Below are 26097 nucleotides of genomic sequence, written 5' to 3'. Positions count from 1 at the left end.
TTCGCAACGCTGAAGGTTGCGAAAGTGGCTTTCGCAACACCTCCAGCACCTATCGTTTACTGTGCGCGTCTAACCCGGTAGCACCCGGTGCGGCTACCTATTTTTCTTCCTGTCCAACGAAAGTCGGTATCCGCCACCGGTGCGGCGGATCACCATGATCGGCACCGGATCACCGGTGCCGGGTCGCCTTGGCCGTGCCCGGCGACCCCACTGTGTCCAGTGCGGCCACCCCTCGCGCTGGATCCTCCCTCGCGAAAGTGAGTCACCGGTATGCGCACAAACCCCTTAGCCCGTACCGCCACCACCTTGGTGGCCGCGGCCGCGGCCGTCGGCTTCCTCGCCCCGTCCACGGCCACCGCCACCACCATCGCGGGCTACTCCCCCACGGTGCAGCACGAGGCGGTGACGTCCCTCGCCGCCGAAGCCGGGATCAGCCAGGCCGCCGCGGTCGAGTTCCTCCGGACGCAGACGGCCAGTGTCGAAACGCTGCGGAAGGTCACCGCGTCGCTCGGCTCCCGTGCCGCCGACGGCTACCTCGACGACGCCGCCAAACCGGTGGTGAACGTGCTCGACCGTGCCGCGGCCGACCAGGTGACCGCGACCGGTGCGCAGGCCCGCGTGGTCAAGCACTCCAGCGCCGCGCTCGCCGGAGCACAGAGCGCCCTGCAGGCACTGCCCACGGTCGCGCACACCTCGATCGGCCTCGACCCCAAGGCCAACCAGGTCGTGCTGACCATCTCCGACGCCGCGAAGGGCACCGAGGCCCTCGTGAAGGCCGCGGAAGCACTCGGCGACCGGGTCCGCGTGGAGCGGACCACCGGCGAGATGCACACCGCGATCTACAACGGCGAGGCCATCACCGGCGGCGGCACCCGCTGCTCGGTCGGCTTCAACACCAACCGCGGCGGCCAGAACTACATCCTCGACGCCGGCCACTGCACCCGCGCGGTGTCGCAGTGGAACGTCGGGCCGTCGCAGGGCGCCAGCTTCCCGACCAACGACTACGGCCTCATCCGCAACACCACCGGCAGCGCGCCGGGCGCGGTCACCCTGTGGAACGGTTCCACCCAGCGGATCGCCTCCGCCGGTTCGGCCACCGTCGGGCAGCGGATCAGCAAGAGCGGCAGCACCACCCGGCTCACCTCGGGTTCGGTGCAGCGGCTGAACGTCACGGTGAACTACGCCGAAGGCTCGGTGTACCAGCTGATCCAGACCAGCGCGCTGGTCAACCCCGGCGACTCGGGCGGCTGCCTGTTCTCCGGCAGCGTCGGACTGGGCATCACCTCCGGCAAGGGCAGCGGCACCTCGTACTTCCAGCCGATCGGCGAGGCGCTGAGCGCCTACAGCGTCACGCTCAACCCGTAAGCACGGTCCGGGCCCCGGTCACCGCGACCGGGGCCCGGCCGGGCGTGGAAATGCTCGACGACGTGGTCGCGGAAGCGTTGTGCCGCAGCCGAAAGATAGGTGTCCTCGCGCCACGCGACGCTGAGCACGCGACGGCAATCGGGATCGTCGACGTCGAGCCAGACCACCGTCTGACTCGTCTCCGGCCGCAGTCCGAGCGACGGCACGAGCGCGAGACCGAGACCCGCGTCGATGAGCTGGAAGAGCACGGCGGCTTCGTCGCCCTCGCAGACGATGTGGAGTTCGAGCCCGGCCTTCGCGAACAGGCGCTCGACGAGCGCGCGCTGCCAGTACCCGGGGCGCGTGGTGAGGAACGGCTCGCCTTCGAGGTCCGCCAGGCCGACGTGACCACGCCCGGCGAGCCGGTGCCCGGACGGCACGCAGAGGAACACCTGTTCGTCGAGCAGCACGCGGCTACGGATGTCGTTACCCGCCAAGGGTTGCGACGATATGCACAGGTCGACGTCGCCGGATCGCAGCTTCTCGGTCATGCCCTCCGCCGAAGCCTGGGAGAGCCGGACGTCCACCAGCGGATGCCCGGGCACGAACGTGCGAAGCGGATCGGTGAGGGCGAGCAGGCTTTCGGCCGCGACGGTGACGGTGCCGCGCTCCAGCCCGGCGGCGTCATCGAGCTCTTGACGGGCGTCGTCGAGCTCGGCCAGCGCCCGGTCGACGCGGCGGAGGAACGCGGTGCCGAAGCGGTTGAGCCTGATCCGGCGGCCGTGCCGGTCGAACAGCGGCACGCCGAGTTCGTTTTCCAGTCTGGCTAAGGTCCGGCTGAGCGAGGGCTGCGCGACCCGCAGCTTCTCGGCCGCGCGGCCGACGTGTTCGAGCCGGGCGACGGTCTGGAAGTACCGGAGGGCCAGAAGATCCACTGCTGATACCTCACCTGTTATGAACAGATAACCGATCTTGTCTTGGACAGCATAAGGCCTCGGCTCTTACGTTCGATCGCGTGAGTGAAACCCTGACCAGCCCGAGCCGGAAGGCGAACGGGACGCTGGTGGTGAACCGGGTGCTGGTGAGCGCCCACGCCGTCGCGATCATCGGCCAGCCGGTCTTCGCGGGCGGCTACCTCGGCGGCGATTACGACATGCTCTGGCTGCACCGCTGGGGTGCCGACGCGGTCTCGTACCTGGCGTACGCGCAGATCATCGCGGCCTTGGTCCTCTGGCTGGTGCGCGGACCGCGCTGGCTGTTCTGGATCAGCCTGCTGCTCGCCGCGGGCGAGACCGGCCAGTACCTCGCCGGGATGGCGGGCGCGCTCGATCTGCACATCCCCCTCGGCGTCGCGCTGGTCACCGGAGCGGTGCTGACGACCATCGCCGTCTGGCGGCCGCAGATCTGGCGGGCACGCCGATGAGCCGCCGACTTCCCCGCAGGACCTTCCTCGGGCTCGCCGGCGGGGCCGGTGTCCTCGCCGCCGCCGGGATCGCGGCTCCCCGCCTGCTCGCGCAAGGCGCGCCGGGGACCGGTGAGTTGCTGCGCAGCGGGCTCCCCTTGCCGGAGCCCTTCCGGGTGCCACTGCCGATCCCGCCGGTCCTGCGTCCACAAAGGACGGCCGACGCCGATCACTACACGATCACCCAACGGGCGGCCACGGCCGAGATCCTGCCCGGCGTCCGGACGCCGATCTGGGGCTACGAAGGGATCTTCCCGGGTCCGACGATCGAATCGCGGCGGGATCGGACGGTGGTGGCGCACCATCGCAACGAGCTTCCCGTGCCGACGGTGGTCCACCTGCACGGCGGGCACACGCCCGCCGATTCCGACGGCTACCCGACCGATCTCGTCCTGCCGCGGTCCGGCTGGAGCACCGCGCACGCCGGGCACGGCATGGTCGACGCCCGTGCCCGGATCTCGAACGGGGAACGTGACTACGTCTTCCCGCTGCGGCAACGGGCCGCGACGCTGTGGTACCACGACCATCGCATGGATTTCACCGGTCCGGCCGTGTACCGGGGCCTGGCCGGATTCCACCTCGTCCGCGACTCCGAGGAAGACGCACTGGGGCTCCCGTCGGGCGAACGTGAACTGCCGCTGATGATCGCCGACCGTTCCTTCGACGAGCACGGCGAGTTCGCCTATCCCTCCCTCGACCGGTCGCTGCGGACCACGCCGGGAGTCGAAAGTGCTTACGTGGAGGGCGTTTTCGGTGACATGATCCTCGTCAACGGCGCGCCGTGGCCGGTGCACGAGGTCGCGGCCGCGCGGTATCGGCTGCGTTTCCTCAACGGTTCCAACGCGCGGCGGTACGACCTGGCGCTCGACCCGCCGCCACCCGGCGGAGGCGGTTTCGTGCAGATCGGCGCCGACCAGGGCCTGCTCGACGCACCGCGCGCACACGACCATCTCCCCATCGCCCCGGCGGAACGGTACGACGTCGTCGTCGACTTCGGCCGGTATCCGGTCGGCACCGAGGTCACCCTCGTGAACCGGCTCGGCACCGGCTCGACCGCGCAGGTCATGCGGTTCGTCGTCGCGCGCCGGGCGGCGGACGACAGCCGGGTTCCCGCCAAGCTCAGCGAGATCCCGCCGCTCCCCCGCGAGCAGGCCACGACCACGCGCGACTTCTCGTTCCGCGCGGGCGCCGTCCACGGTCGTTCGGGCTGGGTGATCGGCGGGGAGCCGTTCTCGCCGGACCTCATGTCGGCGAGCCCGCGCCTCGGCGACACCGAGATCTGGCGATTCGTCGCCGACATCCACCATCCCGTGCATCTGCATCTGGTGGGATTCCGGATCCTTTCGCGTGGCGGGCGGCCGCCGGGACCGTTCGACGGCGGTATCAAGGACACCGTCGATCTGGCCCCGGGCGAATCGGTCGAGGTCATCGCCCGCTTCGACGGCTATCGCGGCCGGTACGTCTTCCATTGCCACAACGCCGAACACGAGGACATGGCGATGATGGCGAACTTCGAGGTGGTCTAGCGGACCGGGTTGGTCAACTCCCCGATCCCCTCGATCGCGACGGTGACCTCGTCCCCCGGCTCCATCGGCCCGATCCCGGCCGGGCTGCCGGTGAGGACGACGTCGCCGGGGCGCAGGGTGAACCAGCGGGTCACCCACGCGAGGATCTCCGGCACACCGAAGATCATCTCGCTCGTGGTGGCTCGCTGGACGAGCCGATCGTTGATCCGCGTGGTCACCTCGAGGTCTCCGTTCTCGATACCGGTGGTGATCCAGGGCCCGAGCGGCAGGAACGTGTCGGCGCTCTTGGCCCGCGCCCATTGACCGTCGGCCCGCCAGTCGTGCGCGGTGACGTCGTTGGCGCAGGTGTATCCGAGGACGTGCGCCAAAGCGTTCCCGACGGTCAGGTTCCGCGCGGTCCTGCCGATGACGACGGCCAGTTCGCCCTCGTACTCCAGGCGTTCGACCTGTCGCGGGTGCAGGATCGGCTGCCCCGGACCGGTCACGGCGTTCGGGGCCTTGAGGAACAGGGCGGGCCGCTCCGGCCACGGGCGGCCTTTTTCCTTCAGCTGGCAGGGATAGTTGCTGCCGACGCAGACGATCGTGCGCGGCTCGCACGGCGCGAGCAGCCGGACGCCGGACAGCGGGCCGACGACCTCGCCGGGGCCGGTGGCCGGGTCGTACGCGCGGACGACGTCGCCTTCGACGCAGCCCGTCCTGGCGGCCTCCTCCCGGCCGAAGCGGATCAGCTTCATGCCGGACCACCGAGCGCTTCACGGACCAGTTCGAGCGGATGCCACGCCGTGCGGCCGGCACCGTGGAAGATCTGCTGACGGCACGAAACGCCGGTGGCGGCGACCAGTGTTCCGGCCGGTTCCCGTTCCAGCGCGGGAAAGAGCCGGTCGCGGCCGACGGCCATCGAGGTCTCGTAATGCTCGGCCTCGAAACCGAACGAACCCGCCATCCCACAGCATCCGGAGTCGATCTCGGCGACCTCCAGCCCCGGGATACGGCGCAGGAGCGCCATCGTGGCGGCGGTGCCGACCTCCGCCTTCTGGTGACAGTGGCCGTGGAAGACCACGCGCCGCCCGCTCAGCCACGATCGTTCCGGCAGGTTCAGCCTGCCGTCGTCGATGGCCTCGACGAGCAGTTCCTCGACCTGACGGACCCGCTCCTCGACCTGCCGCGCTTCGGGAAGGTCCGGCAGCAGCGCCAAAGTCTCGTCGCGCAAGGTGAACACGCACGACGGCTCACAGCCGACGATCGGCGATCCCGGTTCCGTGTCACGTGCCAAGGACGTGACCAATCCGGTGGCCTTCTTCTTGGCGTCCTCCAGCAGGCCTTTGGACAGGCTCGACCGTCCGCAGCAGCCCCCGGACGCGAGTTCCACCGCCCAGCCCGCGCTTTCGAGCAACTCGATGGCCGCCTTGCCGATCTGCGGTTCGGTGAAGGTGGTGAAGGAATCCGCGAGCCAGTTCACCGTGCCCGCCGTCCCCGGCGCCGTCACCCGGCGGCGGTTCCAGCGCACGAGGTTCTCCCGGACGAACTTCGGCAGCGGCCGTTCGGCCTTGATGCCGACGGTCCGTTCCATGAGCCTGCGGAGCGGGCCGATCCGACCGGGCACATTGGACAGTGGTGCGGTCGCCGAGCCGAGCCGGTTGAGGAACCGGATCGAGCCGAAGATCCGCGACCGCAGCGGGGTGCCGTGCTCCTCGTGGTGCTGGTGCAGGGTTTCGGCCTTGAGCGAGGCCATGTCGACGCTCATCGGGCATTCGCTCTTGCACGCCTTGCACATCAGGCACAGGTCGAGGATCTCGTGCAGGCGTTCCCCGCCGAGCGCGGCCTTCGGATCCGGTTCGGACAGCGCCTTGACCAATGCGTTGGCCCGGCCGCGCGTGGAATGCTCCTCCTGCAGGGTGACCTGGTACGACGGGCACATCACGCCGCCGGTGGTCTTGCGGCACAGACCGATGTTCATGCAGCGGTCGGCGGCGTCGCGCATCCCGCCGACGACCTCGAACGACAGCATCGTCCGCAGCGGCGGCGCGGGCGGCAGGGCGTCGCGGTCGCGCAGGTTCTCGGTCATCGAGGGCGCGTCGACGATCTTGCCGGGGTTCATCGTGCCCGCGGGATCGAAGAGTTTCTTGACCTGGCGCATGGCTTCGTAGAGTTCGTCGCCGAAGATCTCGCGGTTGAACTCCGAGCGGGCGAGGCCGTCGCCGTGCTCGGAGGAGTTCACGCCGCCGAATTCGGCCACGAGATCCTTGATCTTCTCCGCGACCGCGCGCATCGTGTCGACCTGGGCGGGGTCGGTGAGGTCGACGAACGGCCGGATGTGCAGGCAGCCGACCGAACAATGGCCGTAGAACCCGGCTTCGAGCCGGTGCTCGTCGAGGATTTCCTTGAACCGCGCGGTGTATTCCGCGAGGTGCTCGGGGTCGACGGCGGTGTCCTCGATGAACGCCAGCGGCCGCTTGGTCCCCTCGCCCGCCGCCATCAACAGGCCGAGACTGGACTTGCGCACCTTGAGCAGCGCCGCCTGTTCGGCGGCCGTCACGAGTTTGAGCGTGTGATAGCCGTGCCCGTTGCGCTCCCAGAGCGCGGCCACCTCGTCTAGTTTGGCTGCCAGTACGGTCTCGTCATCGCCGGAAAAAGACACGAACAGCAGTGCTTCCGGATCGCCGACGAGATGGTTGCCGAGATCGGCGTACTCGATCTTCCGCCGCGACAGATCGAGGATCGTCTTGTCCATCATCTCGACCTGATGCGGCCCGCAACTGAGCGCGTCGAGCGTCGCCGAAATGGCGCCGTGCGTCGTTTCGAAATGCCCGACCGTGTAGACGGTCTTCTTCGGCTTGGGCACCAGATCGACTTCGATCCGGGTGGCCAGCACGAGCGTGCCCTCCGCGCCGACGACGAATTTGGCCAGGTCGAAGGGTTTGTCTTCGCCGAATCCGGAGAGCCGGTCGAGCCGGTAGCCGCACGCACGCCGCCAGAACAGCGGCATGCCCTTGGCGATCGCGTCCTCGTGCGCGGTGACGAGTTCGGGGAGTTCGCGGTAGATGCGGCCTTCGTGTGTGTCCGCCTCGGCGCGCCGCAGGCGTTCGGTCTCGCTCACCGGTTCCAGGCGGGCGGTGGAGCCGTCGGCGAGGACGACGTCCAGCGCGCGGACGTGATCGATGGTCATGCCGAAGGTCAGCGATCCGGAACCAGCCGAGTTGTTGCCGACCATACCGCCGATCGTGGCGCGGTCGCTGGTGGAGGTGTCGGGCCCGAACATCAGCCCGTGCGCGGCCGCCGCCTGGTTGAGCTGGTCCTGGACGACGCCGGGTTCGACGACGGCGGTCCGCGCGACGGGATCGAGCGCGACGATGCGGTTCATGTGCCGCGAAAGGTCGAGCACCAGACCGGGACCGACGGTCTGCCCGGCCAGGCTGGTACCCGCCCCACGCGGGACGACGGGCACGCCGAACTCCGCCGCGGTGGCGACGGCCGCGGCGACGTCCTCCTGATCGACGGGGAACACGACCCCGCGCGGCATGATCGAGTACATGCTCGCGTCGCGGGAGAACAGGTGGCGCGTGTAGTCGTCGAAGGCGACTTCCCCGGTGATCCGCGCACGCAACGTTTCTTCGAGAAGGCTGGTCATCGGCGGGCCCTCAGTCGTTCTGCAGCAGTTCGAGGGCGTCCTGCAGCCCGTGTGGATCGGCGGGGGCGCCGGCGAGTGTCAGTCCCATTTGGACTCCCGCGAGGGTGCCGGCGAGGGTGAGATCGTTGAACGCGCCGAGATGCCCGATCCGGAAGATCTTCCCGGCGAGTTTGCCCAGTCCCGCGCCCAGGGACAGGTCGAACCGGTCGAGGATGATCGCGCGGACCTTGTCGGCGTCGATCCCTTCGGGCATCAGGACGGCGGTCAGCGCACCGGAATGCTCGCGCTCGTCCTGGCACAGGACCTCCAGGCCCCAGCCGCGGACGGCGGCACGCGTGGCGGCCGCATGCCGGGCGTGGCGCGCGAAGACGTTTTCGAGCCCCTCGTCGTAGAGCAGGCGCAAGGCCTCCCGCAGGCCGTACATGAGATTCGTATTGGGGGTATAGGGGAAGAATCCGCGTTCGTTCGCGGTGAGCATCGGGCCCCAGTCCCAGAAGATCTTCGGCAGGCTCGCGGTTTCGGCGGCGTCGAGGGCCTTGTCGCTGATCGCGTTGAAACTCATCCCCGGCGGGAGCATGAGGCCCTTCTGCGAGCCCGCGACGGTGACGTCGACACCCCATTCGTCGTGCCGGTAGTCGATCGAGCCCAGCGACGAGATGGTGTCGACCAGCAGCAGCGCGGGATGTCCGGCGGCGTCGATCGCGGCGCGGATCTCCGGGATCCGGCTGGTCACACCGGTGGAGGTCTCGTTGTGGACCACGCAGACCGCCTTGATCCGATGCGCGGTGTCGGCGGCGAGCCGGTCGGCGACCACCTCGGGATCGGCACCACGCCGCCAGTCACCGGGCACGAACTCGACGTGCAAGCCGAGCCCCTGCGCCATTTCCTGCCACAGCGTGGCGAAATGGCCGGTCTCGAAGGCCAGGACGGTGTCGCCGGGGCTGAGGGTGTTGGTGAGCGCCGCTTCCCACGCGCCGGTCCCGGTGGCGGGGTAGATCACGACCGGGTTCGTGGTGCCGAAGACCGGCTTGATGTCGCGCAGCAGCCGCGTCGCCAGCTCCTGGAACTCCGGTCCGCGGTGGTCGATGGTCGCCGCCGACATCGCCCGGAGCACCACGTCGGGCACGTTCGTCGGCCCCGGGATCTGCAGGAAGTGCCGTCCGGCCGCGTATGTCATGTGCGCCTCCACGCTCGGCTTCGAAGGTTTCGGGAACGAGACCTTGGTCTCACCGCTTGAACGGTATACCGTGTACCGAAGTCCGTCGAGGGGGTACCCGGAACAACTTCGACCCGATTCCCTGAATGTGTCAGCGCCGACCGCAGAGGATTCCGATGTCCATACAACTCGTCACCGTCGTCGCGCTCGCCCTGGTCTTCCTGATCGCGACCGTGCTCCCCGTCCACATGGGAGCGCTGGCGTTCGTCGCCGCCTTCGTGATCGGCACGGTCTTCGCCGGGGAGAGCACCGACGACATCGTCTCGGGCTTTCCCGGCGATCTCTTCGTCATCCTGGTCGGGGTGACCCTGCTGTTCGCGATCGCCAAAGGCAACGGCACCGTCGACCGGCTCGTGCGCCTGGTGGTGCGCGCCGTCGGGGGGCGGATCGCCCTGATCCCGTGGGTGATGTTCGTGGTCACCGCGGCCCTGACCGCGGTCGGCGCGGTGGTGCCGGCGGCGGTGGCGATCATCGCGCCGATCGGCATGGGGTTCGCCCGCCGCTACTCGATCAACCCGATGCTGATGGGCCTGCTGATCATCAACGGCGCCAGCGCGGGCGGCTTCTCCCCCATCAGCATCTTCGGCAGCATCGTCAACGGCGTCGTCGCCCGCGACAACCTGCCGAGCGATCCGGGGCTGCTGTTCGTGTCGTCGTTCGTCTTCAACCTGGCGCTGAGTGTCGTGGTGTTCTTCGTCTTCGGCGGCCGCGAACTGATCCGCCGGTCGTCGGCCAAGCCCAAGATCGCCGCGCTCGCGCACAGCGGTTCCTCGGCGGTGACGACGTTGACCGGCGCACTTTCCAGCGGTGGCACCGAGGAGCCCGAAGAGCGTCTTCCACTCACGCGCGACCACGTGTTCACGCTGATCGGGCTGGCGGCCCTGGCGGTGGGCGCGCTGGTGTTCAAACTCGACGTCGGTTTCACCGCGCTGACCGTGGCGACCGTGCTGTCACTGGTCTCGCCGGGATCGGCCAAGGCGGCCGTCGGCGAAGTAGCGTGGCCGACAGTGCTGCTGATCTGCGGGATCGTCACCTTCGTCTCACTGATGGAGCGAGTCGGCACGATCGACTGGCTCGGCAACCTGGTGACGCGGATCGGTTCGCCGCTGCTGGCCGCGATCCTGATCTGCGCGATCGGCGCGGTGGTCTCGGCGTTCGCGTCGACGACCGGGATCCTCGGCGCGCTCATCCCGCTCGCGGTGCCGTTCCTGCTGGCGGGCGAGGTCGGCGCGGTCGGCATGATCATCGCGCTGGCGATCTCGTCCTCGGTCGTCGACTCGTCGCCGTTCTCCACCAGCGGCGCACTGGTCGTGGCGAACGCGCCCGCCGGGCAGAACGACAAAGTGTTCCGGGGCTTGATGATCTGGGGATTCAGCATGTGCGCGATCGCGCCGATCGCGACCTGGCTGCTGTTCATCCTGCCCGGCTGGGGCTGAGCCGGCTTGCCCCAAGTACGTGAAGGCCCCCTTCATTGCGTCTAGCGCAGTGAAGGAGGCCTTCACGTACTTGGGAAAGCTTCCTCCGGCTACCGACTCCGGCGCTCGGCCAGCCAGCGTTCCGAATCGGGAGTGCCGCCGTCGAGCTGATCCACCACCGCGTCGAGGAAGCTGCCGTGACCGTGATCGGCCAGCGCCTGCAACACCGCGTCCGGGTCGCCGCCCTCGATGATCGTGAGCAGCTCGCGGTGCCGTTCGACGTTCTGCATCAACGATTCGCCGTCGCGGCGGGCGCTGCGGTTGAGGGCCATGCACAGCTGCATCTGCAGGGAAAGCGCGCGATAGGCCTCGGTCACCCGCTCGTGCCCGGCCAGCGCGACGATCGACTGATGGAAGTCGTACTTCCGTTGCGTGAACACACCTTCATCGCCATCGCGGCCCGCCTGCTCGAACGCCGCGAGGGCGTCGCGGCACGCTTGCAACCGCTCCGGCGAGCGGACCGGGATCCCGATCCGGACGGCGAAGGCTTCGAGTTCTTCGCGCAGGGTGACGATTTCGTAGACGTCGTGGCGGGTCAGCGGGCGGACGATGACGCCACGCCGCGGATGGGGCACGACGAGTCCCTCGAACGCCAAGACCTGCAACGCTTCCCGCAGCGGCGGGCGGGACACCCCGAGCCGCTCGGTGAGTTTGGCCTCGACCAAACGCGTGCCGGGCGGGAGTTCGCCGGAAAGTATCATCGCGCGCAGCGCCTGGGTGGCCAGGTCGGCCATACTCGGCGGCGCGACGATCCGGCCGTCCTCGTCCTGCACGGAACTCATGGTCATACGGACCCCTCCTGTCTGTATACGGTATATCAATCGCCGTCGTCGCGCGTGAGCGGTAGGTCACTTCTTATTCGATTGGACAATCCGTCCAGCGCTTATACAGTCGGTCTCGTGACCAACGAGCATCCGTATCCGCCCGCCTTCCGCAGCGGCGACCTGGTTTCCGTGTCCGGACGGCTCGGTGTGACCGAGACCGGGGCGCTGATGCCCGGCGGGTTCGACGCCGAATGCCCACAGGCCTTCGCCAACCTCGACGCCGCGCTGCGTTCGGTGGGCGCGGCCCGCGCGGACGTGGTGAAGGTCGTCGTCTACCTGACCGACATCGCCGACCGCGACGGCCTCAACCGGGTCTACGAGGAGTTCTTCTCCGAGCCCAGGCCCGCCCGTACCTGTGTCGGGGTCGCATCTCTGCCCTACGGCGGCGTCGTCGAAGTCGAGGCCCTCGCCCGGGTACGCGATGTCTGAGCAGGACGCGATCCTCGACGCGCTCGCCCCGGTCGCCGACGGCATCGCGGCGACGCTCGGCTCGTTCTGCGAGGTCGTGGTGCACGACTTCCGCCGTCCGGAGCAGTCGGTGGTCGCGATCGCCGGCTCGGTCACCGACCGCACCGTCGGCGGATCGATGAGCGAGATCGGCATGGGCCTGCTCGCCCGCGGCGACGACGCCGAAGACCAGCTGAACTACGTCACCAGGACGGCGTCCGGGAAACTCGTGAAGTCTTCGACCATGCTGCTGCGCGACAGCGGCGGCTCGGTGTTCGGCGCGCTGTGCGTGAACCTCGACGTCACCGCGCTGGGCCAACTGCGGACCCTCGTCGGCGAACTCGCCGATGTCGGCACCGCCGCCGAAACGCCGACCACCACCTTCGGCGACGACGTCGACGCGGTGGTCGACGCGATCGTCGACGAGCACCAACTCCGGCTGAACAAACCGTGGACCGCGCTCAGCCGCGAAGAACGTCTCGACCTGTTCCGCAGCCTGCACGCGCGTGGAGTCTTCGCCGTGCGGCGGGCCGTTCCCCAGGTCGCGGCGCGGATCGGGATCTCCCGCGCCTCCGCCTACAACTATCTCGCCGAAATCCGTGAGCAAGGAGCATCATGACCGCCCCCGTGACCATCGACGACATCCGCGACGCGGCCGCCCGCCTGGCCGGGGTCGCGCACCGGACCCCGGTCGTGCGTTCCCGCACCCTCGACGAGCTCGTCGGCGCAGAGGTCTTCATCAAATGCGAGAACCTCCAGCGCGTCGGGGCCTTCAAGTTCCGTGGCGCGTACAACGCCGCCTCCCGGCTCTCGCCGGAACAGCTGGCCAAGGGCATCGCCGCGTACTCCTCGGGCAACCACGCGCAGGCCGTCGCGCTCGCCGCGCGCGAACTCGGGAGCAGCGCGGTCATCCTGATCCCGGAGGACACTCCGCAGTCCAAAAAGGACGCCACCGCGGGTTACGGCGCCGAGATCGTCACCTACGACCGGTACACCGGCGACCGCGTCGCCATCGGCGAGGCGCTGGCGGCCGACCGTGGTCTCGCGCTCATCCCGCCCTACGAGCACCCGCACGTGATCGCGGGACAGGGCACCGCGGCGCTGGAACTGCTGGAGGAGACCGAATCCCTGGACACGCTCGTCGTCCCGGTCGGCGGTGGCGGCCTGATCGCGGGCAGCTCGACCGCCGCGAAGGCCGTGCGGCCCGGCATCCGGGTGATCGGCGTCGAACCCGCCGCGGGCGACGACACCAAACGCTCGCTGGACGCGGGGGAACGCGTGTCGATCCCGGTGCCGCGGACCATCGCCGACGGCCAGGCCGCCGAGATCCCCGGCGAACTGACGTTCTCGATCAACCGGCGGCTCGTGGACGACATCGCGCTGGTCACCGACGAGCAGGTCCGGGACGCGATGCGGTTCGCGTTCGAGCGGCTGAAGCTGGTCATCGAGCCGAGCGGGGCGACCGGTCTCGCCGCGCTGCTCAGCGGTCGGATTCCCGCGTCGGGCCGGGTCGGGGTGATCATCAGCGGCGGGAACGTCAGCCCGGAACGCTTCGCCGAACTGATCGCCGGCTGACCTCTCCGCATTTCGTCCTCTGAATGCGGCTGTCCGTGAAGGCCTCCTTGAGGGCCCCAGAGGGGCAGGGTCCCGGCAAAGTCGTATAACTGCTGGTCAAGCGGGCGATAGAGGGGGTCGTGAGTGATAAAGAGCGTTAGAACGCTCTTTATCACTCACGACCCTCATCGAAAACCGCACATATATACATCAAACGGACATCTACCGACCAGCGCTTATGCGACTTTGCCGGGGCCCTACCCTGAGAGTCCCGCAAGGAGGCCTTCACGGACTTGCGCTCACAGGCCGAGCCCTCCCGCCAGCACCGGCCAGGAGTTCCGCAGCGCCCGCTGCCAGTAGGGCCAGCTGTGCGTACCGTCGCCGTAGTAGTCGACGGTCGCCGGAATCCCCTTGGCCTTCAACCGATCCGTGAAGGTCACCGACGAAGCCAGCGCCTGGGGTTCGAAGATGTCGGACTGGCCCGGCGGGTCGAGCGGGCCGGTCTTGCCGTTCCCGCACGAGATGTAGAGCGCCGTGCCGCGCAGGCCGTCGATGTTGTCGTACGGGTTGTTCGCCGTCCAGATCGGCCGCATCCCCCAGCTGTCGCCCCAGAGTTCCAGGTAGTTGAAGATCCCCGCGCGGGCCAGGATCCCCTGGATGAACAGCGGCGCGCCCTGGTTGAGGGTGTTCGGCACCCCGCTGTAGGACGCCGCCGCGGTGAACATCCCCTTGTGCTTGTACGAATACGCGAGCGCGCCGTACCCGCCGATCGACAGTCCGGCGACCGCCCGGCGGGTGCCCGCCCGGTAACCGCGTTCGACGATCTGCCGCACTTCCAGCGTGTGGAAGGTGTCCCAGTCGGGAGTGCTCCTGAGCCCGAAGTTCCACCACTTCGTGTACATACCGGCCGGGCCGCCCGTCGGCATGACGACGAGGGCGTCCTTGTCCGCGGTGAACGCCTTGACGTCGGTGAACTGGTCCCACGAGCGGTAGTCGACCGGTTCGCAGCAGCCGTGCAGCAGGTACAGCGTCGGCCAGGTCCGCGTGGGCTGCGCGGCCCAGCCGGCCGGGACCAGCAGGCGGACCATGCCGGTGGTGCCGAGCGCGGGCGAACTGATCTTGAGGTCGACCGTGCGCGCGTCCAGCCAGCTCTCCTCGACGACCTTCGCCCCGTTGTCGGCGGACACCGGGGCGGGCGCCGCGCTCGCCGGGATCGAGCTTCCGAGCAGGGCCACCATGGCCAGCGCCAGCAGACCCCACCGCCGGGTTCGCTTCATCACTTCTCCTTGCTCACAACGGGATGTTTCCGTGTTTCTTGGCCGGGAGGGTCTGCCGTTTGGTCCGCAGCGCGTCCAGGGCCCTCGCCACTTGAAGGCGGGTCTGCGACGGCGCGATGACCTGATCGACGTAGCCCCGTTCCGCCGCCAGGTACGGGTTCGAATGCCGTTCCCGGTATGCCTCGGTGAGCCGCCGTCGTTCCGCGGTCCGCTGTTCCGGTGGCAGCGCGGCGAGTTCGTGCCGGTGCAGCACCCGCACCGCGCCCTCGGCGCCCATCACCGCGATCTCGGCGGTGGGCCACGCCAGGTTGACGTCCGCGCCGAGGTGTTTCGACCCCATCACCGCGTACCCGCCGCCGTAGGCCTTGCGGATCACCACGGTCACCTTCGGCACGGTCGCTTCGGCGTAGGCGTAGATCAGTTTGGCGCCGCGCCGGATGATCCCGTGCCGTTCCTGCGCCTCGCCGGGCAGGTAGCCGGGGACGTCGGCGAGGGTGAGGATCGGGATGCCGAAGGCGTCGCAGAACCGGACGAAGCGCGCCGCCTTCTCCGAGGCGTCGATGTCGATCACGCCGGCCTGATGCCGCGGCTGGTTCGCCACGACCCCGACCGTGCGGCCCCGCATCCGGCCGAACGCGCAGATCATGTTCGGCGCGAAGGCGCTGTGGATCTCGGTGAACTCGCCGTCGTCGACGAGCCGCGAGACCACCTCGGTCATGTCGTAGGCCTGGTTCAGCGAGTCGGGCACCAGCCGGTCGAGTTCGAGATCGGCGGCGGTGAGTTCCGGATCGGTCTCGTCGGCGTATTCCGGTGCGGCGTCGAGGTTGTTGGACGGCAGGTAGCCGAGCAAGGTCTGCACCCAGTCGATGGCGTCGTGCTCGTCGGCGGCCCGGTGATGGGCGTTCCCGGAGATCTCGCTGTTCACCGCGGCGCCGCCGAGCCGCTGGGCGGACACCCGCTCGCCGCTGACGGCGTGCACGACGTCCGGGCCGGTGACGAACATGTGCGCGGTCTCGTCCACCATCACGGTGAAGTCGGTGATCGCCGGCGAGTACACCGCCCCGCCCGCGCACGGCCCCATGATCAGCGAGATCTGCGGGATGACACCGGACGCGAGCGCGTTGCGCCTGCCGAGTTCGGCGTAGTACGCCAGCGAGACGACGCCTTCCTGGATCCGGGCGCCGCCGGAATCGTTGATGCCGACCACGGGGCAGCCCAGCGTCATCGCCAGGTCCATCACCTTGAGGACCTTCTCGCCGAAGACCTCGCCCATGCTGCCGCCGAACACGGTGAAATCCTGGGAGAACACGCAGATCCGCCTGCCGTCGACGGTGCCGTGCCCGGTCACCACGCCGTCGCCGTACGGCCGGTTGGCGTCCATCCCGAACTCGATGCACCGGTGCCGGGCGAACTGGTCGAGCTCGACGAAGGAATCCTGATCCAGCAACAGTTCGACGCGTTCGCGCGCGGTCAGCTTGCCCTTGGCGTGCTGCCGGTCGACGGCTCGTTTCTCGGCGATCCGGAGATCTTCCCGGCGGGCGGCGAGGTCGGCGATCCGGAACGCCGTCGTGTCGGTCATGGTCGCGCCGCCTTGGGTGCCCCGAGCCGGGCCGCGAGCGCGGCGGCGACCACCTCGACGTGCGGCGGGTCGATCATCGACAGGTGATCGCCCGGCACCCGCACGACCTCCAGATCCGCGCAAAAGGCGTCCCAGCCGAGGGCTTCGTCGGTGCGCAGGTACCGCGGATCGAGGGTGGTGGTCAGCGGATGCGGCTCCTGCGCGCGCATCAGCAGCACCGGCCCGGCATACGGTTCCGGCTCGTACCGTTCGGCCACGCGTGCGTCCACATAGGACTCGTACTGGTGCCGCAGCACGCCGTGCCCCATCCCGGGCACCTGCGCGGCCAGCCTGCTGATCACCAGCCGGATCTGTTCGTCGTCGCCGAGCCGGACGAGGTCCTCACGCGGGATGTCCAGCGGGACGCCGTAGGTCCGCTCGACGTGTTCGGCGAAGCGGTCGAACCGGTCCAGCAGGATCTCGTGCGCCGGTTTCCCCGGCGCGGGCAGCGGCAGGATGCTGTCGATCATGAACACCAGATCGACCCGCTCCCCCGCCGCCGTCAGCCGCCGGGCGGTCTCGTAGGCGAGGCAGCCGCCGAACGACCAGCCACCCAGCCGGTACGGGCCCTGCGGCTGGATCTCCCGGATCAGCTCGAGATAGCACTCGGCCTTGTCCTCGACCGTCTCCTCTTCGTCGATCCGTTCGAGCCCGTAGACGGGCCTGCCCTCCGGCAGCAGGCGGACGAGCCCTTCGTAGACGCTCGTCGGACCGCCCGCCGGATGGAACAGGAACACCGGATCCGCGCCACCCCCGCGCAGCGGCCGGACAGGACAGCCTCCGCGTCCCTCGATCGCGTCGCGCAGCAGATCGGCCATCGCGGCGATCGTCGGCGTGGCGAACAGCCGTTCCGGGACGGCTCCGAGTTGCCCGGCGAAAACGGCGCGCAACCGCTCGGCCGCTTCGGCGTCGCCACCGACGGCGAAGAAGTCGTCGTGGACGCCGGGTTCCGCGCCGCCGAGTTCCGCCTGCCAGTGCCGGGCGATCCAGCGTTCGGCCGGGTCGCGGGGCCCGACGGCAGCACTCGGGACGGCGGGTCGCGACCCCGCTTCGCCGAACCCGGCTTGTTCGGCGAGATGGTCGGCGAGTTCGCCGAGGCTCGCGCCACGCAGCAGCAGCGGGATCGGCAGCGGCAGGCCGAAGTCGCGTTCCACGACTCCCCTGGCGCGCATGGCGGTGAGGGAGTCCAGGCCGAGCCGGGTGAGCGGCGCGTTCCGGTCGATCTCGTCCGCGGCGAGGCCGAGCATCCCGGCGACGAGCCCGGCCAGGTAGTCGGCCAGCATCTCGCGGGCCGCTTCGGGCAGGACGGCCCGCAGCGCGTCCAGACCGTCCCAAGTGGACTGTCCGGTGACCGGTTCGTCGCGCGGTACCAGTAACTCGAAGAAAGGCCGTCCGGCCAGCCGCGGGAACAGGGCCAGGACGGTCCCCGCGTCGACGCGGGCGATCCCGGTCGAGGCACGGTCGCGGCGCAGCACGGCGTCCAGCGCCGCCAGCGCCTCCTCCGTACCGAGCGGTTCGAGGACGGGGTTGCGGTTGCCGACGGCCGCTCCGGCCTCGCCCCAGGCACCCCAGCCGATGGTCGCCGCCGGCAATCCGGCGGCCCGGCGCCACGCGACGAGCGCGTCCACCCACGCGTTCGCGGTGGCGTAGGCGGTCTGCCCCGGCGAACCGAACAACGCGGCCGCCGACGAGTACGTCAGCCACCAGTCGAGTTCATGCCCCGCGGTCGCTTCGTGCAAACGCCACGCCCCCAACGCTTTCGCCCGCCAGACGGCCTCGACGGCGTCGTCGTCGAGGCTGACGGCGGCACCGTCGGACAGCACACCGGCCGCGTGCAGGACACCACGCAACGGCAGGCCGCCCTCGGTCGCCGCCGCGACCAGCGCTTCGGCCGTCCCTGGCGCGGCGATGTCACCCGCCACCACGCGGACGTCGACGCCCTGGTCACGCAAATCCGCCAGTAACGGTTCGACGGCGGGGCTCGCACCACGCCTGCCGGAGAGGACGAGCCTGGTCGCGCCGTGTCCGGCCAGCCAGTCCGCCGCGACCAGGCCAAGGCCGCCGAGACCACCCGTGATCACGTAAGCGCCTTCGCGCACAACGGTTTCACGGCCGGGTTCGCCGAGTTCCGGCCGGGCCAGCACCCGGGTGTAGCGGACGCCCTCGCGCCAGGCGATCTCGTCGTCCGGCGCGTCCGCGCGGAGCTCCGCCGCCAGCTTGCCGACCCAGAGCAGGGCCGGATCCGGCTCGACGTCGAAGTCGACCTGGCTCGCCCGAAGTTCGGGATGCTCGAAGGCGAGAACGCGGACCAGTCCGCGCAGCCAGGCTTGGCCGGGGTCTCCGCGCTCGCCGGGTTCGATGGCCGACGCGCCCGCGCTGACAAGCCATAACCGCGGCGCCCATTCGACCAGATCGGCGAGGACACCCGAGAGCGTCGCGACCATCCGCGCGTCCCGCATCGGATCGAAGTCACCGGACGCGACGCAAGCCAGAACTCCCGTGACCTCACGGGCTCGCAGGGCTTCCGCCAGCGCCGCCCGATCCCCGAGCGGAACGGTCACCAGTTCGTCCCCGGCGAGCCGGTCACGCAACTCCGCCAGCCACGGCGCGTCCTCGTGCAGGACGACCCAGCGGCGCGGGCCCGGCGCGGCCAAGGGCAGGTCGGCCTGCCGCCAGACCGTCTCGAACAGCAGATCCGCCATCGGCACCGGCAGCGCCGAACGCTGGAAACGGCGGCAGTAGACCTCGCGGAACTCGACCAGGACGGCACCGTCGGCGTCGACCAGCTGGACCCCGCCGACCAGGCCGTCCCCGGCCGGATCGAGCGAGTCGAGTACGGCGTCGACCCGGACACCGCGGCGTGGGTCACCGGTGAGGACGACCTCGCCCAAGGTCAGCGGCAGGAACACGCCGTCGGCTTCGCGCAGCACGTCCCCGGCGGCCGCGGCCAGCGCGTGCAGGCAGGCGTCGGCGATCACCGGATGCAGGACGTACGCCGGATCGTCGGCGGGCAGGGTGATCGACGCCGAGGCCCGGCCGGGCGCCGCCAGGACATCACGCAACCCGCGGAAAGCGGGACCGTAACTCTGTCCCATCCCGGCCAGCACCTGATACAGGTCGATCGGCCGGGGGTCGCCGCCGGCCGCGCCGAACGGCACCACCGCGGTGTTCCCGTCGCGGACGCGGGCCGTGGCGTGCCGCACCCAGCCGCCGTCCGCGGACCGCGCGTAGACGTCCACTTCGGACGGTCCGGCGCTCAGGCTGGTCGTCACCTCGGTGTGCGCGGCCAGCGGGAGGACCCGGTGCAGTTCGAGGCCGCCGACGCGAAGCTGCCCGCCAGGCCGCAGGACCGACTTCGCCGCCGCGAGCGCGAGTTCCAGGAATCCGGCGGCGGGGAACAGCGGGACGCCCATCGCCGCGTGGTCGGCCAGCCACGGCAGCGTCTCGGTCCCGACGTCCGCGCGCCACAGGTGCCCGCCGCCGGTCGGCTGTTCGATGTGGACACCCAGCAACGGATGCGTGCCCGCGGATCGGTTCGCCGGGCGCCGCGGCCAGAACCGCCGGTGCCGCCAGCGCGGACCGGGCAGTTCGACCGGAAGCGGGCGGGGGCGGCCGTCGTCGAGCACGACGGGCAGCCCGAGGGTGTGGAGCCGGGCGAGCGTGGTCAGGAACGTCTGCCGCTCGTCGACCTTGCGGCTCGCGGACGGCACCGCGAGCGCGCCGGTGCTCTGCTCGATCGCGGCGAGTGCCACCGGATGCGGCGAGATCTCGACGAACACACCGTATCCGTCTGCGGTCGCCGCCGCCAGCGCCTGGCTGAACCGCACCGGACGCCGCAGATTCGCCGCCCAGTAGTCGACGTCGAACACCGGCATCCACTGTGGATCGTCGAGGACGCTGCTGTAGCAGGGGATTTCGACCGGTCTCGGGGAAAGCCCGGCGAGCTCGGCTCGGAACCGGCCGAGAACGGCGTCGACGGCTTCCGAATGGCCCGCGCCGCCGACCGGAAGCCGCTTCGCCAGCCTGCCGAGGCTCTCGACGTGCGACACCAGCGCCTCGACCTGCTCGGCTCCACCGCTGACGGTGCACTGGACCGGCGAGGCGTAGACCGCGACCGTGATCCCGGGGAAGTCCGCCTCCAGGTCGGCGAGTTCGGCCGGGGACAGCTCGACCACCGCCATCGCGCCGTCGCCGGAGGCGTCGACCTCGGCCAGCAGCCGGGCGCGGGTGGCCATCACGCGCAGACCGTCGGCGACGTCCAGCGCGCCTGCGACGACGGCGGCCGCGACCTCGCCCATCGAATGCCCGAGTACCGCGGCCGGGACGACACCGTGCGCACGCCAGAGCCCGGCGAGGGCGAGTTGCATGCCGAACAACGCGAGTTGCGTCGCGCCGAGGTCCGGCGGGTCGTAGTCGCCGGAGAACACCGCGCGCAGGGAGAATCCGGCTTCGGCCCGGAACACCGGATCGAGGGCCTCCACCTCGGCCCGGAACGCGGGCTCGGTGCGCAGCAGGACACGGCCCATCCCGGGCCACTGGGAGCCGTAGCCGGAGAAGACGAACACGACGTCGGACACGGGTGCGGCCTCGCCGAGGACGACGTCGGCGCTCTCGCGTCCGGCGGCCATCGCCCGCAAGGCGGCGGCCACCCGGTCGCGTCCCTCGGCGATGACCGCGCCACGGACGGGCAGGTGGTCCCGGCTCCTGGCCAGCGTCGCGGCGACCGTGTCCAGCGAGACGGACCGGTGGGCGGGGTCTTCGAGCCAGTCGGCCAGATCGGCTGCCCGCCCCCGGAGTACCTCGGCCGAGCGCGCGGAGAGCGCGAACACCTGCGAGCCCTCGGTTTCCTTTCCCCGGGCGGCGAACGACGCGGCAGGCCATTCTTCGAGGACGACGTGGGCGTTGGTGCCGCCGAAACCGAACGCCGAGACCCCGGCGCGCACGACGTCGGAGTAGCGCGGCCAGTCCGTCCCGGTGTCCACCATCCGAAGGCGGAGACCGGCGAAATCGATATACGGGCTGGGTTCGCGATGATGCGGAGTCGGCGGCAGCCGCCGGTGGACCATCGCGAGGACGACCTTGATCAGCCCGGCCATCCCCGCCGCGCCTTCCAGATGCCCCAGGTTCCCTTTCACCGAGCCGATCAGGAGCGGACGGCCGGGTTCGCGGCCGGCGCCGAGCACCTCGCCGAGCGCGCCGGCCTCGATCGGGTCACCCACCTCGGTCCCGGTCCCGTGCGCCTCCACGTAGTCCACAGAGGACGGTTCCACGCCCGCCGCCGCGTACGCGTCGCGCAACAGGTCCGCCTGCGCGCCGGGGCTGGGCGCCACGAGACCGTTCGACCGGCCGTCGGAATTGACCGCGCTGCCGCGGATCACCGCGAGCACCCGGTCGCCCGCACGGCGAGCGGCCTTCAGCGGTCTCAGCACGATCACTCCGCAGCCCTCGCCGCGGGCGATACCGTCGGCGGCGGCGGCGAACGGCTTGCAGTGCCCGTCCGGCGCCAGCACCCCGGCCCGTTCGAAGGACGCGGTGACCGCGGGTGAGAGCAGCAGGTTCACCCCGGCGACGAGCGCCGTCCCGCATTCGCCGCGGCGGAGGCTCTGCACCGCCTGGTGCACCGCGACCAGCGACGACGAGCACGCGGTGTCGAGGGTGAGGCTGGGTCCGCGCAGGTCGAACAGATACGACAGCCGGTTCGCGGCGATGCTCGTCGCGGCACCGGTGGCGGACCAGACGTCGACAGCGGCGGGATCGGCCATCGTCAGGTGGCCGTACTCGCCCGCCGACAGCCCGACGAACACCCCGGTCCGGCTCCCGCGCAACGTGGACGGCGGGATCCCGGCGTGTTCCAGCGCCGCCCACGCGACTTCGAGCAGCATCCGCTGCTGGGGATCCATCGTCTCGGCCTCGCCCGGCGTGATACCGAAGAATTCGGCATCGAAACCGGCGATGTCGTCGAGGAACCCGCCGCGAGCAGGGGTCTCCCAGCGGTCTTCCGGGACCTCGCGGATGCCATCGCGTCCGGTGTCCAGGAGCCGCCAGTACCGCTCCGGGGAGTCCGCGCCACCCGGCAGACGGCAGCCGAGGCCGACGATCGCGATCGGTTCCTCTTCACGGCTTTCACCGGCGACGGCCGTCGATTCCTCCACTGCGGACAGACGGGCGGCGAGCGCGGTGATCGTCGGGTACTGCCACACCAGTGTCGGCGGCAACGGGCGGCCGAGGTGCCTGCCCAGCTCCGCCGCCAGTTCCATCGACTCGCGGGAGGAAAGCCCGCTCTCGTGCAGTGGCCGATCGGGGTCGACCTGGTCGGCGGGCGAGCCGGTCCGTTCGGCCACGCGCGCGATGAGCCAGGCGCGGATATCCGCGGTCACCCGAGCCGCCGCGCGGTCAGCGATCCGTCCAGATAGGACTTCCGGCACCGCACCCGGCTGATCTTGCCGCTGGAGGTGCGCGGGATCTCGCCCGGGGCGAGGAAGACGACGTCGTACGGCCGCAGACCGTGCGCGGCCGAGACCGCCCGCCGGATCTCGCCGGTCGCCACGACGAGGTCGGTCTCGCTCCCCTTGGCACGCTCCGCCAGCACGATCGCCGCTTCGCCGTCTTCGCGCTGGATCGCGAACGCCGCGGCGGAATGCGGCCGGACCGCGGGATGGGTCTCCACGGTCTGCTCGATGTCCTGCGGATAGTGGTTGCGGCCGTCGACGATGACGAGATCCTTGAGCCTGCCGGTCATGAACAGTTCGCCGTCGTAGCGCACGCCGAGGTCCCCGGTCGCGAGCCAGCCCGCGCCGGACTCCGGGTCGATCGGCGGCAGGCCGAAGACACCGTCCGCGGCCGGCCGTCCCCAATACCCCACTCCGACGTTCGGGCCGTTGACCTGGATCTCCCCCACCCTGCCGGGTTCGACCAGCGCGCCGGTGACCGGATCGGCGATGCGGACCCGTTGCCCCACCGGGAATCCGCACGAGACGAGCGTGGTGGACGTCGCGCCGGGAAGCGCGGGCGTCGCCAGGCCGGTGGCGAGCTGATCGCGGTCGAAGGCGATCTCTCGCGGCGCCTTGCCCGCCTCGGTGACGGACACGAGCACGGTGGCCTCGGCCAGCCCGTAGGACGACCGATGCACCTCCGGGCGCAGCCCGCATTCCTCGAAAGCCTCGTGGAACTTCGCGATCGTCGACGGGAGGACCGGCTCGCTGCCGTTGATCAGCGAGACGACCCGGCTCAGTTCGAGGTAGCTCTTCTCGGCCTCGGTCACGCGGGAAGCGCTGTAGGCGTAGGCGAAATTGGGTGCCGCGCTGATCGCGCCGGGGCTCGCCGAGAGCGCGCGCAGCCAGCGCGACGGACGTTCGAGGAAGGCGAGCGGATCCATCAGGACCGACGACGCGCCCGCCGCCATGGGCGCGCCGATCCCGAGGATCAGGCCCATGTCGTGGAAGAGCGGCAGCCAGCTGACCGTGGACGTCGTCCCGGTTTCGATCGCGTAGGCGTCGCACGCCTGGCGGGCGTTGGTGAGCGCGTTGCGATGGGTCAGCATCACGCCAGCCGGCGTCCTCGTGGAACCGGACGTGTACTGCAGGTACGCCAGTCCGTCCGGTTCCGGTCGCGGCCAGGAGCGGTCACCGGCCGCGACCGGAGCAGTGGTGTCGACGGCGAGCACGGCGGGGCGCTCGATCGCCGTCGAGGCGAGGAAACCGGCGGCGGCGTCGAGTCCGTCGGTGGTCGTGAGCACGACCCTCGGCGCGCAGTCGGCGAGCACGGCGGCCAGCCTGCCCGCGTGCCCGGGGAGGTCCGGGGCGAACAGCGGGACCGCGACCAGCCCGGCGCGGATCGCGCCGAGGAATGCGACGACGTAGTCGACGGACTGCCGCGCCAGGATCGCGGCCCGGTCACCGGCGCCGGTGAACGAGGTCAGCCGGGTGGCGAGCACGTCGACACGCTCGTCGAGTTCCCGCCAGGACAGGGTGATCGCCCGGCCGTCCGCTCCGGCGCGATGGTCGAGGTAGGTCACCGCGACCTCGTCGCCGAGCCGCCACGCCCAGTACCTCAGCAGTGTCGCGAACGATTCCCCACCGGGTGCGTCGTCCGTGCCGCGGGCGGCGACGACCGTTTCCGAAATGGTTTCCATGGCCCCTCGTTTGACGACGTGAGCAGGAGCGGGTGAATTCGGAACGGCGCCGTTGCCGAAAGCGGATTCCATTCCGGAGACCGTTCTTTATCTGCCCGGAACTGTATGGACGTCCCGGGAAGGGTGTCAATGAAAGGATGATGGAATGCCGGTACGCGTGCGGACGTGCTCACCGGGAAGTGAGAAAGGGGGCACCCCGCTTGTCACTTCGGGACGAACTTCGGGGGTTCAGGAGCCGGAGCGCGAGGAGCGCTCCGGCGAGCTGCAGTGCCGCGGCGGTCAGCAGGCCCGCCGTGTAGCCGTCGGCCAGTGCGGCCGCGGCGCCTTCGTCGAGCCGGGCCGTGCGGACCACCGACAGCACGACCCCGATCAGCGCGACGCCCAGCGCGCTCGACAGTTCACGGGACGCGGTGAGCAGTCCGGAGGCGGTGCCCGCGTGCCGTTCGGCGACGATTTCCAGCGCGTACGAGGTCAGCGGGGTGGTCAGGGCCGATCCGGCGCCGATCAGCACCAGCCCGGGAATCCTGGGCGGTATTTCCGGCAGGTGGTTGACCGCGGCGAGCGCCAGCAGTCCGGCGGCCACCGTGGTCAGCCCGGCCGCGACCGTCCGATGTGGACCCCAGCGCGGTACCGCCCAAGGCACCAGCGGGGTGGTGGCGACGACCGCGACCGCCACCACGACCAGCGGCAATCCGGCGAGCATCGGCCCGAGACCGAGGGATTCCTGATGCAGCAACGGCGTGAAGAAGAAGACCCCCGAAACCCCCAGCCCCCACAGCAACTGCACGGTAAGCGCGCCGGCGAAGACCCGCGTTCCGGTCAGCGCCTTCGGCACCAGCCGCACGCGCGCGCGTCTTTCCCTCAGCACGAACCAGATCGCGAAGGCCGTCCCCGCCGCACCGAGCACGACGCTCAGTTCCACCACGGCGGCGGTGGTCAGGACCATCGCGGTGGTCACGACCAGCATGGACAGCACGGCGGGCCGTCCCGCCGCCGGATCACGGTCGGCCAGGGCGACCCTGCGCACCAGTACCAGCATCGCCGCCACGAACGGGAGGTTGACGAAGAAGATCCAGCCCCAGCCCAGATATTCGCTCAGCATCCCGCCGAGCGTCGGGCCGAGAGCGAGGGCGGCCGCGAGGCAAGCGGTCCAGACCGTCGCTCCCACAGCGCGTCTTCGGGCGTCGAGGTTGGTGCGGAGCAGGCTGAGCAGGGCCGGGACCAGGAACGCCGCCGCCGTGCCTTGCAGAATCCGCGCGGAGACGACGAGCCACGCCGTCGTGGCGAATCCTCCGACGGCCGCACCGGCGCCGAACGCGAGCAGCCCCGCCCGCAGGGTCGCCGCCTGGCCCCAGCGGTCCACCAGCGTCCCCGCCACCGGCAGCAACCCGGCGAACGGGAGCATGTAGCCGATGCTCACCCATTGCAGCGTGGGCAGATCGAGCCCGAGTTCGCGGGCGAGCGAAGGCGCGCCCGCCGCGACGATCGTGTTGTCGAGGGTGGTGACGAAGGCCCCGAGCCCGATCATGAGCAGCGTCGCTCTCATTGTCCATCCTCGTGAGTGGCAAAGACGGTTCTAACCGTCCTTACCACTC

The 26097-nt window shown here is 70.2% G+C and carries 17 protein-coding genes; 7 read left to right on the top strand and 10 right to left on the bottom strand.

Annotated features, from left to right (window positions below; all coding sequences use genetic code 11):
- Positions 1–270: 270 nt before the first annotated feature.
- Positions 271–1365 carry a trypsin gene (locus tag ACSMFO_RS00170; RefSeq protein ID WP_436456192.1) on the top strand — a complete coding sequence of 365 codons (1095 nt, stop codon included), beginning with the start codon at positions 271–273 and terminating at the stop codon, positions 1363–1365.
- Here ACSMFO_RS00170 and ACSMFO_RS00165 read toward each other — a convergent pair.
- Positions 1341–2279 (bottom strand): LysR family transcriptional regulator, encoded by a 939-nt coding sequence (locus ACSMFO_RS00165; protein ID WP_436456190.1) that lies wholly within the window; start codon positions 2277–2279, stop codon positions 1341–1343. The two genes, ACSMFO_RS00170 and ACSMFO_RS00165, sit on opposite strands and share 25 nt — an antisense overlap.
- An 80-nt stretch (positions 2280–2359) precedes the next feature.
- Here ACSMFO_RS00165 and ACSMFO_RS00160 point away from each other — a divergent pair, with 80 nt between their 5' ends.
- Positions 2360–2767 (top strand): hypothetical protein, encoded by a 408-nt coding sequence (locus ACSMFO_RS00160; RefSeq protein WP_037336683.1) that lies wholly within the window; start codon positions 2360–2362, stop codon positions 2765–2767.
- Complete coding sequence (locus tag ACSMFO_RS00155; protein WP_436456188.1) at positions 2764–4332, top strand: multicopper oxidase family protein; 1569 nt, start codon at positions 2764–2766, stop codon at positions 4330–4332. The genes ACSMFO_RS00160 and ACSMFO_RS00155 overlap by 4 nt, the downstream gene beginning before the upstream one ends.
- Here the strand turns inward: ACSMFO_RS00155 and ACSMFO_RS00150 are convergent.
- From ACSMFO_RS00150 to ACSMFO_RS00140, 3 genes are read right to left on the bottom strand one after another with little or no spacing between them, the layout of a single operon-like run.
- Positions 4329–5066: a fumarylacetoacetate hydrolase family protein gene (locus tag ACSMFO_RS00150; protein ID WP_436456187.1), complete on the bottom strand. Its 738-nt coding sequence runs from the start codon at positions 5064–5066 to the stop codon at positions 4329–4331. The genes ACSMFO_RS00155 and ACSMFO_RS00150 overlap by 4 nt on opposite strands.
- Positions 5063–7960 (bottom strand): FAD-binding and (Fe-S)-binding domain-containing protein, encoded by a 2898-nt coding sequence (locus ACSMFO_RS00145; RefSeq protein ID WP_436456185.1) that lies wholly within the window; start codon positions 7958–7960, stop codon positions 5063–5065. Before ACSMFO_RS00145 ends, ACSMFO_RS00150 begins: the two co-directional genes overlap by 4 nt.
- 10 nt (positions 7961–7970) lie before the next feature.
- Positions 7971–9137, bottom strand: a complete 1167-nt coding sequence (locus ACSMFO_RS00140) for a pyridoxal-phosphate-dependent aminotransferase family protein (RefSeq protein WP_436456183.1) — start codon at positions 9135–9137, stop codon at positions 7971–7973.
- 155 nt (positions 9138–9292) lie between these two features.
- On the opposite strand from ACSMFO_RS00140, the gene ACSMFO_RS00135 reads away from it, so the two are divergent.
- Positions 9293–10612, top strand: coding sequence for an SLC13 family permease (locus ACSMFO_RS00135; RefSeq protein ID WP_436456181.1), 1320 nt, complete (start codon positions 9293–9295; stop codon positions 10610–10612).
- Positions 10613–10701: 89 nt separating this feature from the next.
- Here ACSMFO_RS00135 and ACSMFO_RS00130 read toward each other — a convergent pair whose 3' ends face one another.
- The gene (locus ACSMFO_RS00130; protein ID WP_400566717.1) at positions 10702–11439 is read right to left on the bottom strand and encodes a GntR family transcriptional regulator; all 738 of its coding nucleotides are present in this window, start codon (positions 11437–11439) and stop codon (positions 10702–10704) included.
- A gap of 111 nt (positions 11440–11550) precedes the next feature.
- Between ACSMFO_RS00130 and ACSMFO_RS00125 the strand changes: the two genes are divergently transcribed.
- The 3 genes from ACSMFO_RS00125 to ACSMFO_RS00115 are packed head-to-tail and all read left to right on the top strand — an operon-like array spanning position 11551 to position 13497.
- Positions 11551–11904, top strand: coding sequence for a RidA family protein (locus ACSMFO_RS00125; RefSeq protein ID WP_436456179.1), 354 nt, complete (start codon positions 11551–11553; stop codon positions 11902–11904).
- The gene (locus ACSMFO_RS00120) at positions 11897–12541 is read left to right on the top strand and encodes a helix-turn-helix transcriptional regulator (RefSeq protein WP_037336669.1); all 645 of its coding nucleotides are present in this window, start codon (positions 11897–11899) and stop codon (positions 12539–12541) included. The genes ACSMFO_RS00125 and ACSMFO_RS00120 overlap by 8 nt, the downstream gene beginning before the upstream one ends.
- Complete coding sequence (locus ACSMFO_RS00115; RefSeq protein ID WP_436456177.1) at positions 12538–13497, top strand: pyridoxal-phosphate dependent enzyme; 960 nt, start codon at positions 12538–12540, stop codon at positions 13495–13497. Before ACSMFO_RS00120 ends, ACSMFO_RS00115 begins: the two co-directional genes overlap by 4 nt.
- Before the next feature lie 278 nt (positions 13498–13775).
- Here ACSMFO_RS00115 and ACSMFO_RS00110 read toward each other — a convergent pair whose 3' ends face one another.
- The 5 genes from ACSMFO_RS00110 to ACSMFO_RS00090 form a co-directional block, all read right to left on the bottom strand.
- Positions 13776–14753 carry an alpha/beta hydrolase gene (locus ACSMFO_RS00110; RefSeq protein WP_436456176.1) on the bottom strand — a complete coding sequence of 326 codons (978 nt, stop codon included), beginning with the start codon at positions 14751–14753 and terminating at the stop codon, positions 13776–13778.
- Between the two features lie 13 nt (positions 14754–14766).
- The gene (locus tag ACSMFO_RS00105) at positions 14767–16332 is read right to left on the bottom strand and encodes an acyl-CoA carboxylase subunit beta (protein ID WP_436456175.1); all 1566 of its coding nucleotides are present in this window, start codon (positions 16330–16332) and stop codon (positions 14767–14769) included.
- Positions 16329–22748, bottom strand: a complete 6420-nt coding sequence (locus ACSMFO_RS00100; protein ID WP_436456173.1) for an SDR family NAD(P)-dependent oxidoreductase — start codon at positions 22746–22748, stop codon at positions 16329–16331. The genes ACSMFO_RS00105 and ACSMFO_RS00100 overlap by 4 nt, the downstream gene beginning before the upstream one ends.
- Positions 22745–24502, bottom strand: a complete 1758-nt coding sequence (locus tag ACSMFO_RS00095; RefSeq protein WP_436456172.1) for a fatty acyl-AMP ligase — start codon at positions 24500–24502, stop codon at positions 22745–22747. The genes ACSMFO_RS00100 and ACSMFO_RS00095 overlap by 4 nt, the downstream gene beginning before the upstream one ends.
- A gap of 169 nt (positions 24503–24671) precedes the next feature.
- Positions 24672–26048, bottom strand: a complete 1377-nt coding sequence (locus ACSMFO_RS00090) for an MFS transporter (protein ID WP_436456170.1) — start codon at positions 26046–26048, stop codon at positions 24672–24674.
- Positions 26049–26097: the final 49 nt, after the last annotated feature.

The sequence above is a fragment of the Amycolatopsis sp. w19 genome (genome assembly GCF_051373225.1).
GTDB lineage: Bacteria > Actinomycetota > Actinomycetes > Mycobacteriales > Pseudonocardiaceae > Amycolatopsis > Amycolatopsis japonica.
The sequence above is the reverse complement of the archived record's forward strand: the minus strand, read 5'-3'. Positions and strand labels throughout refer to the sequence as shown.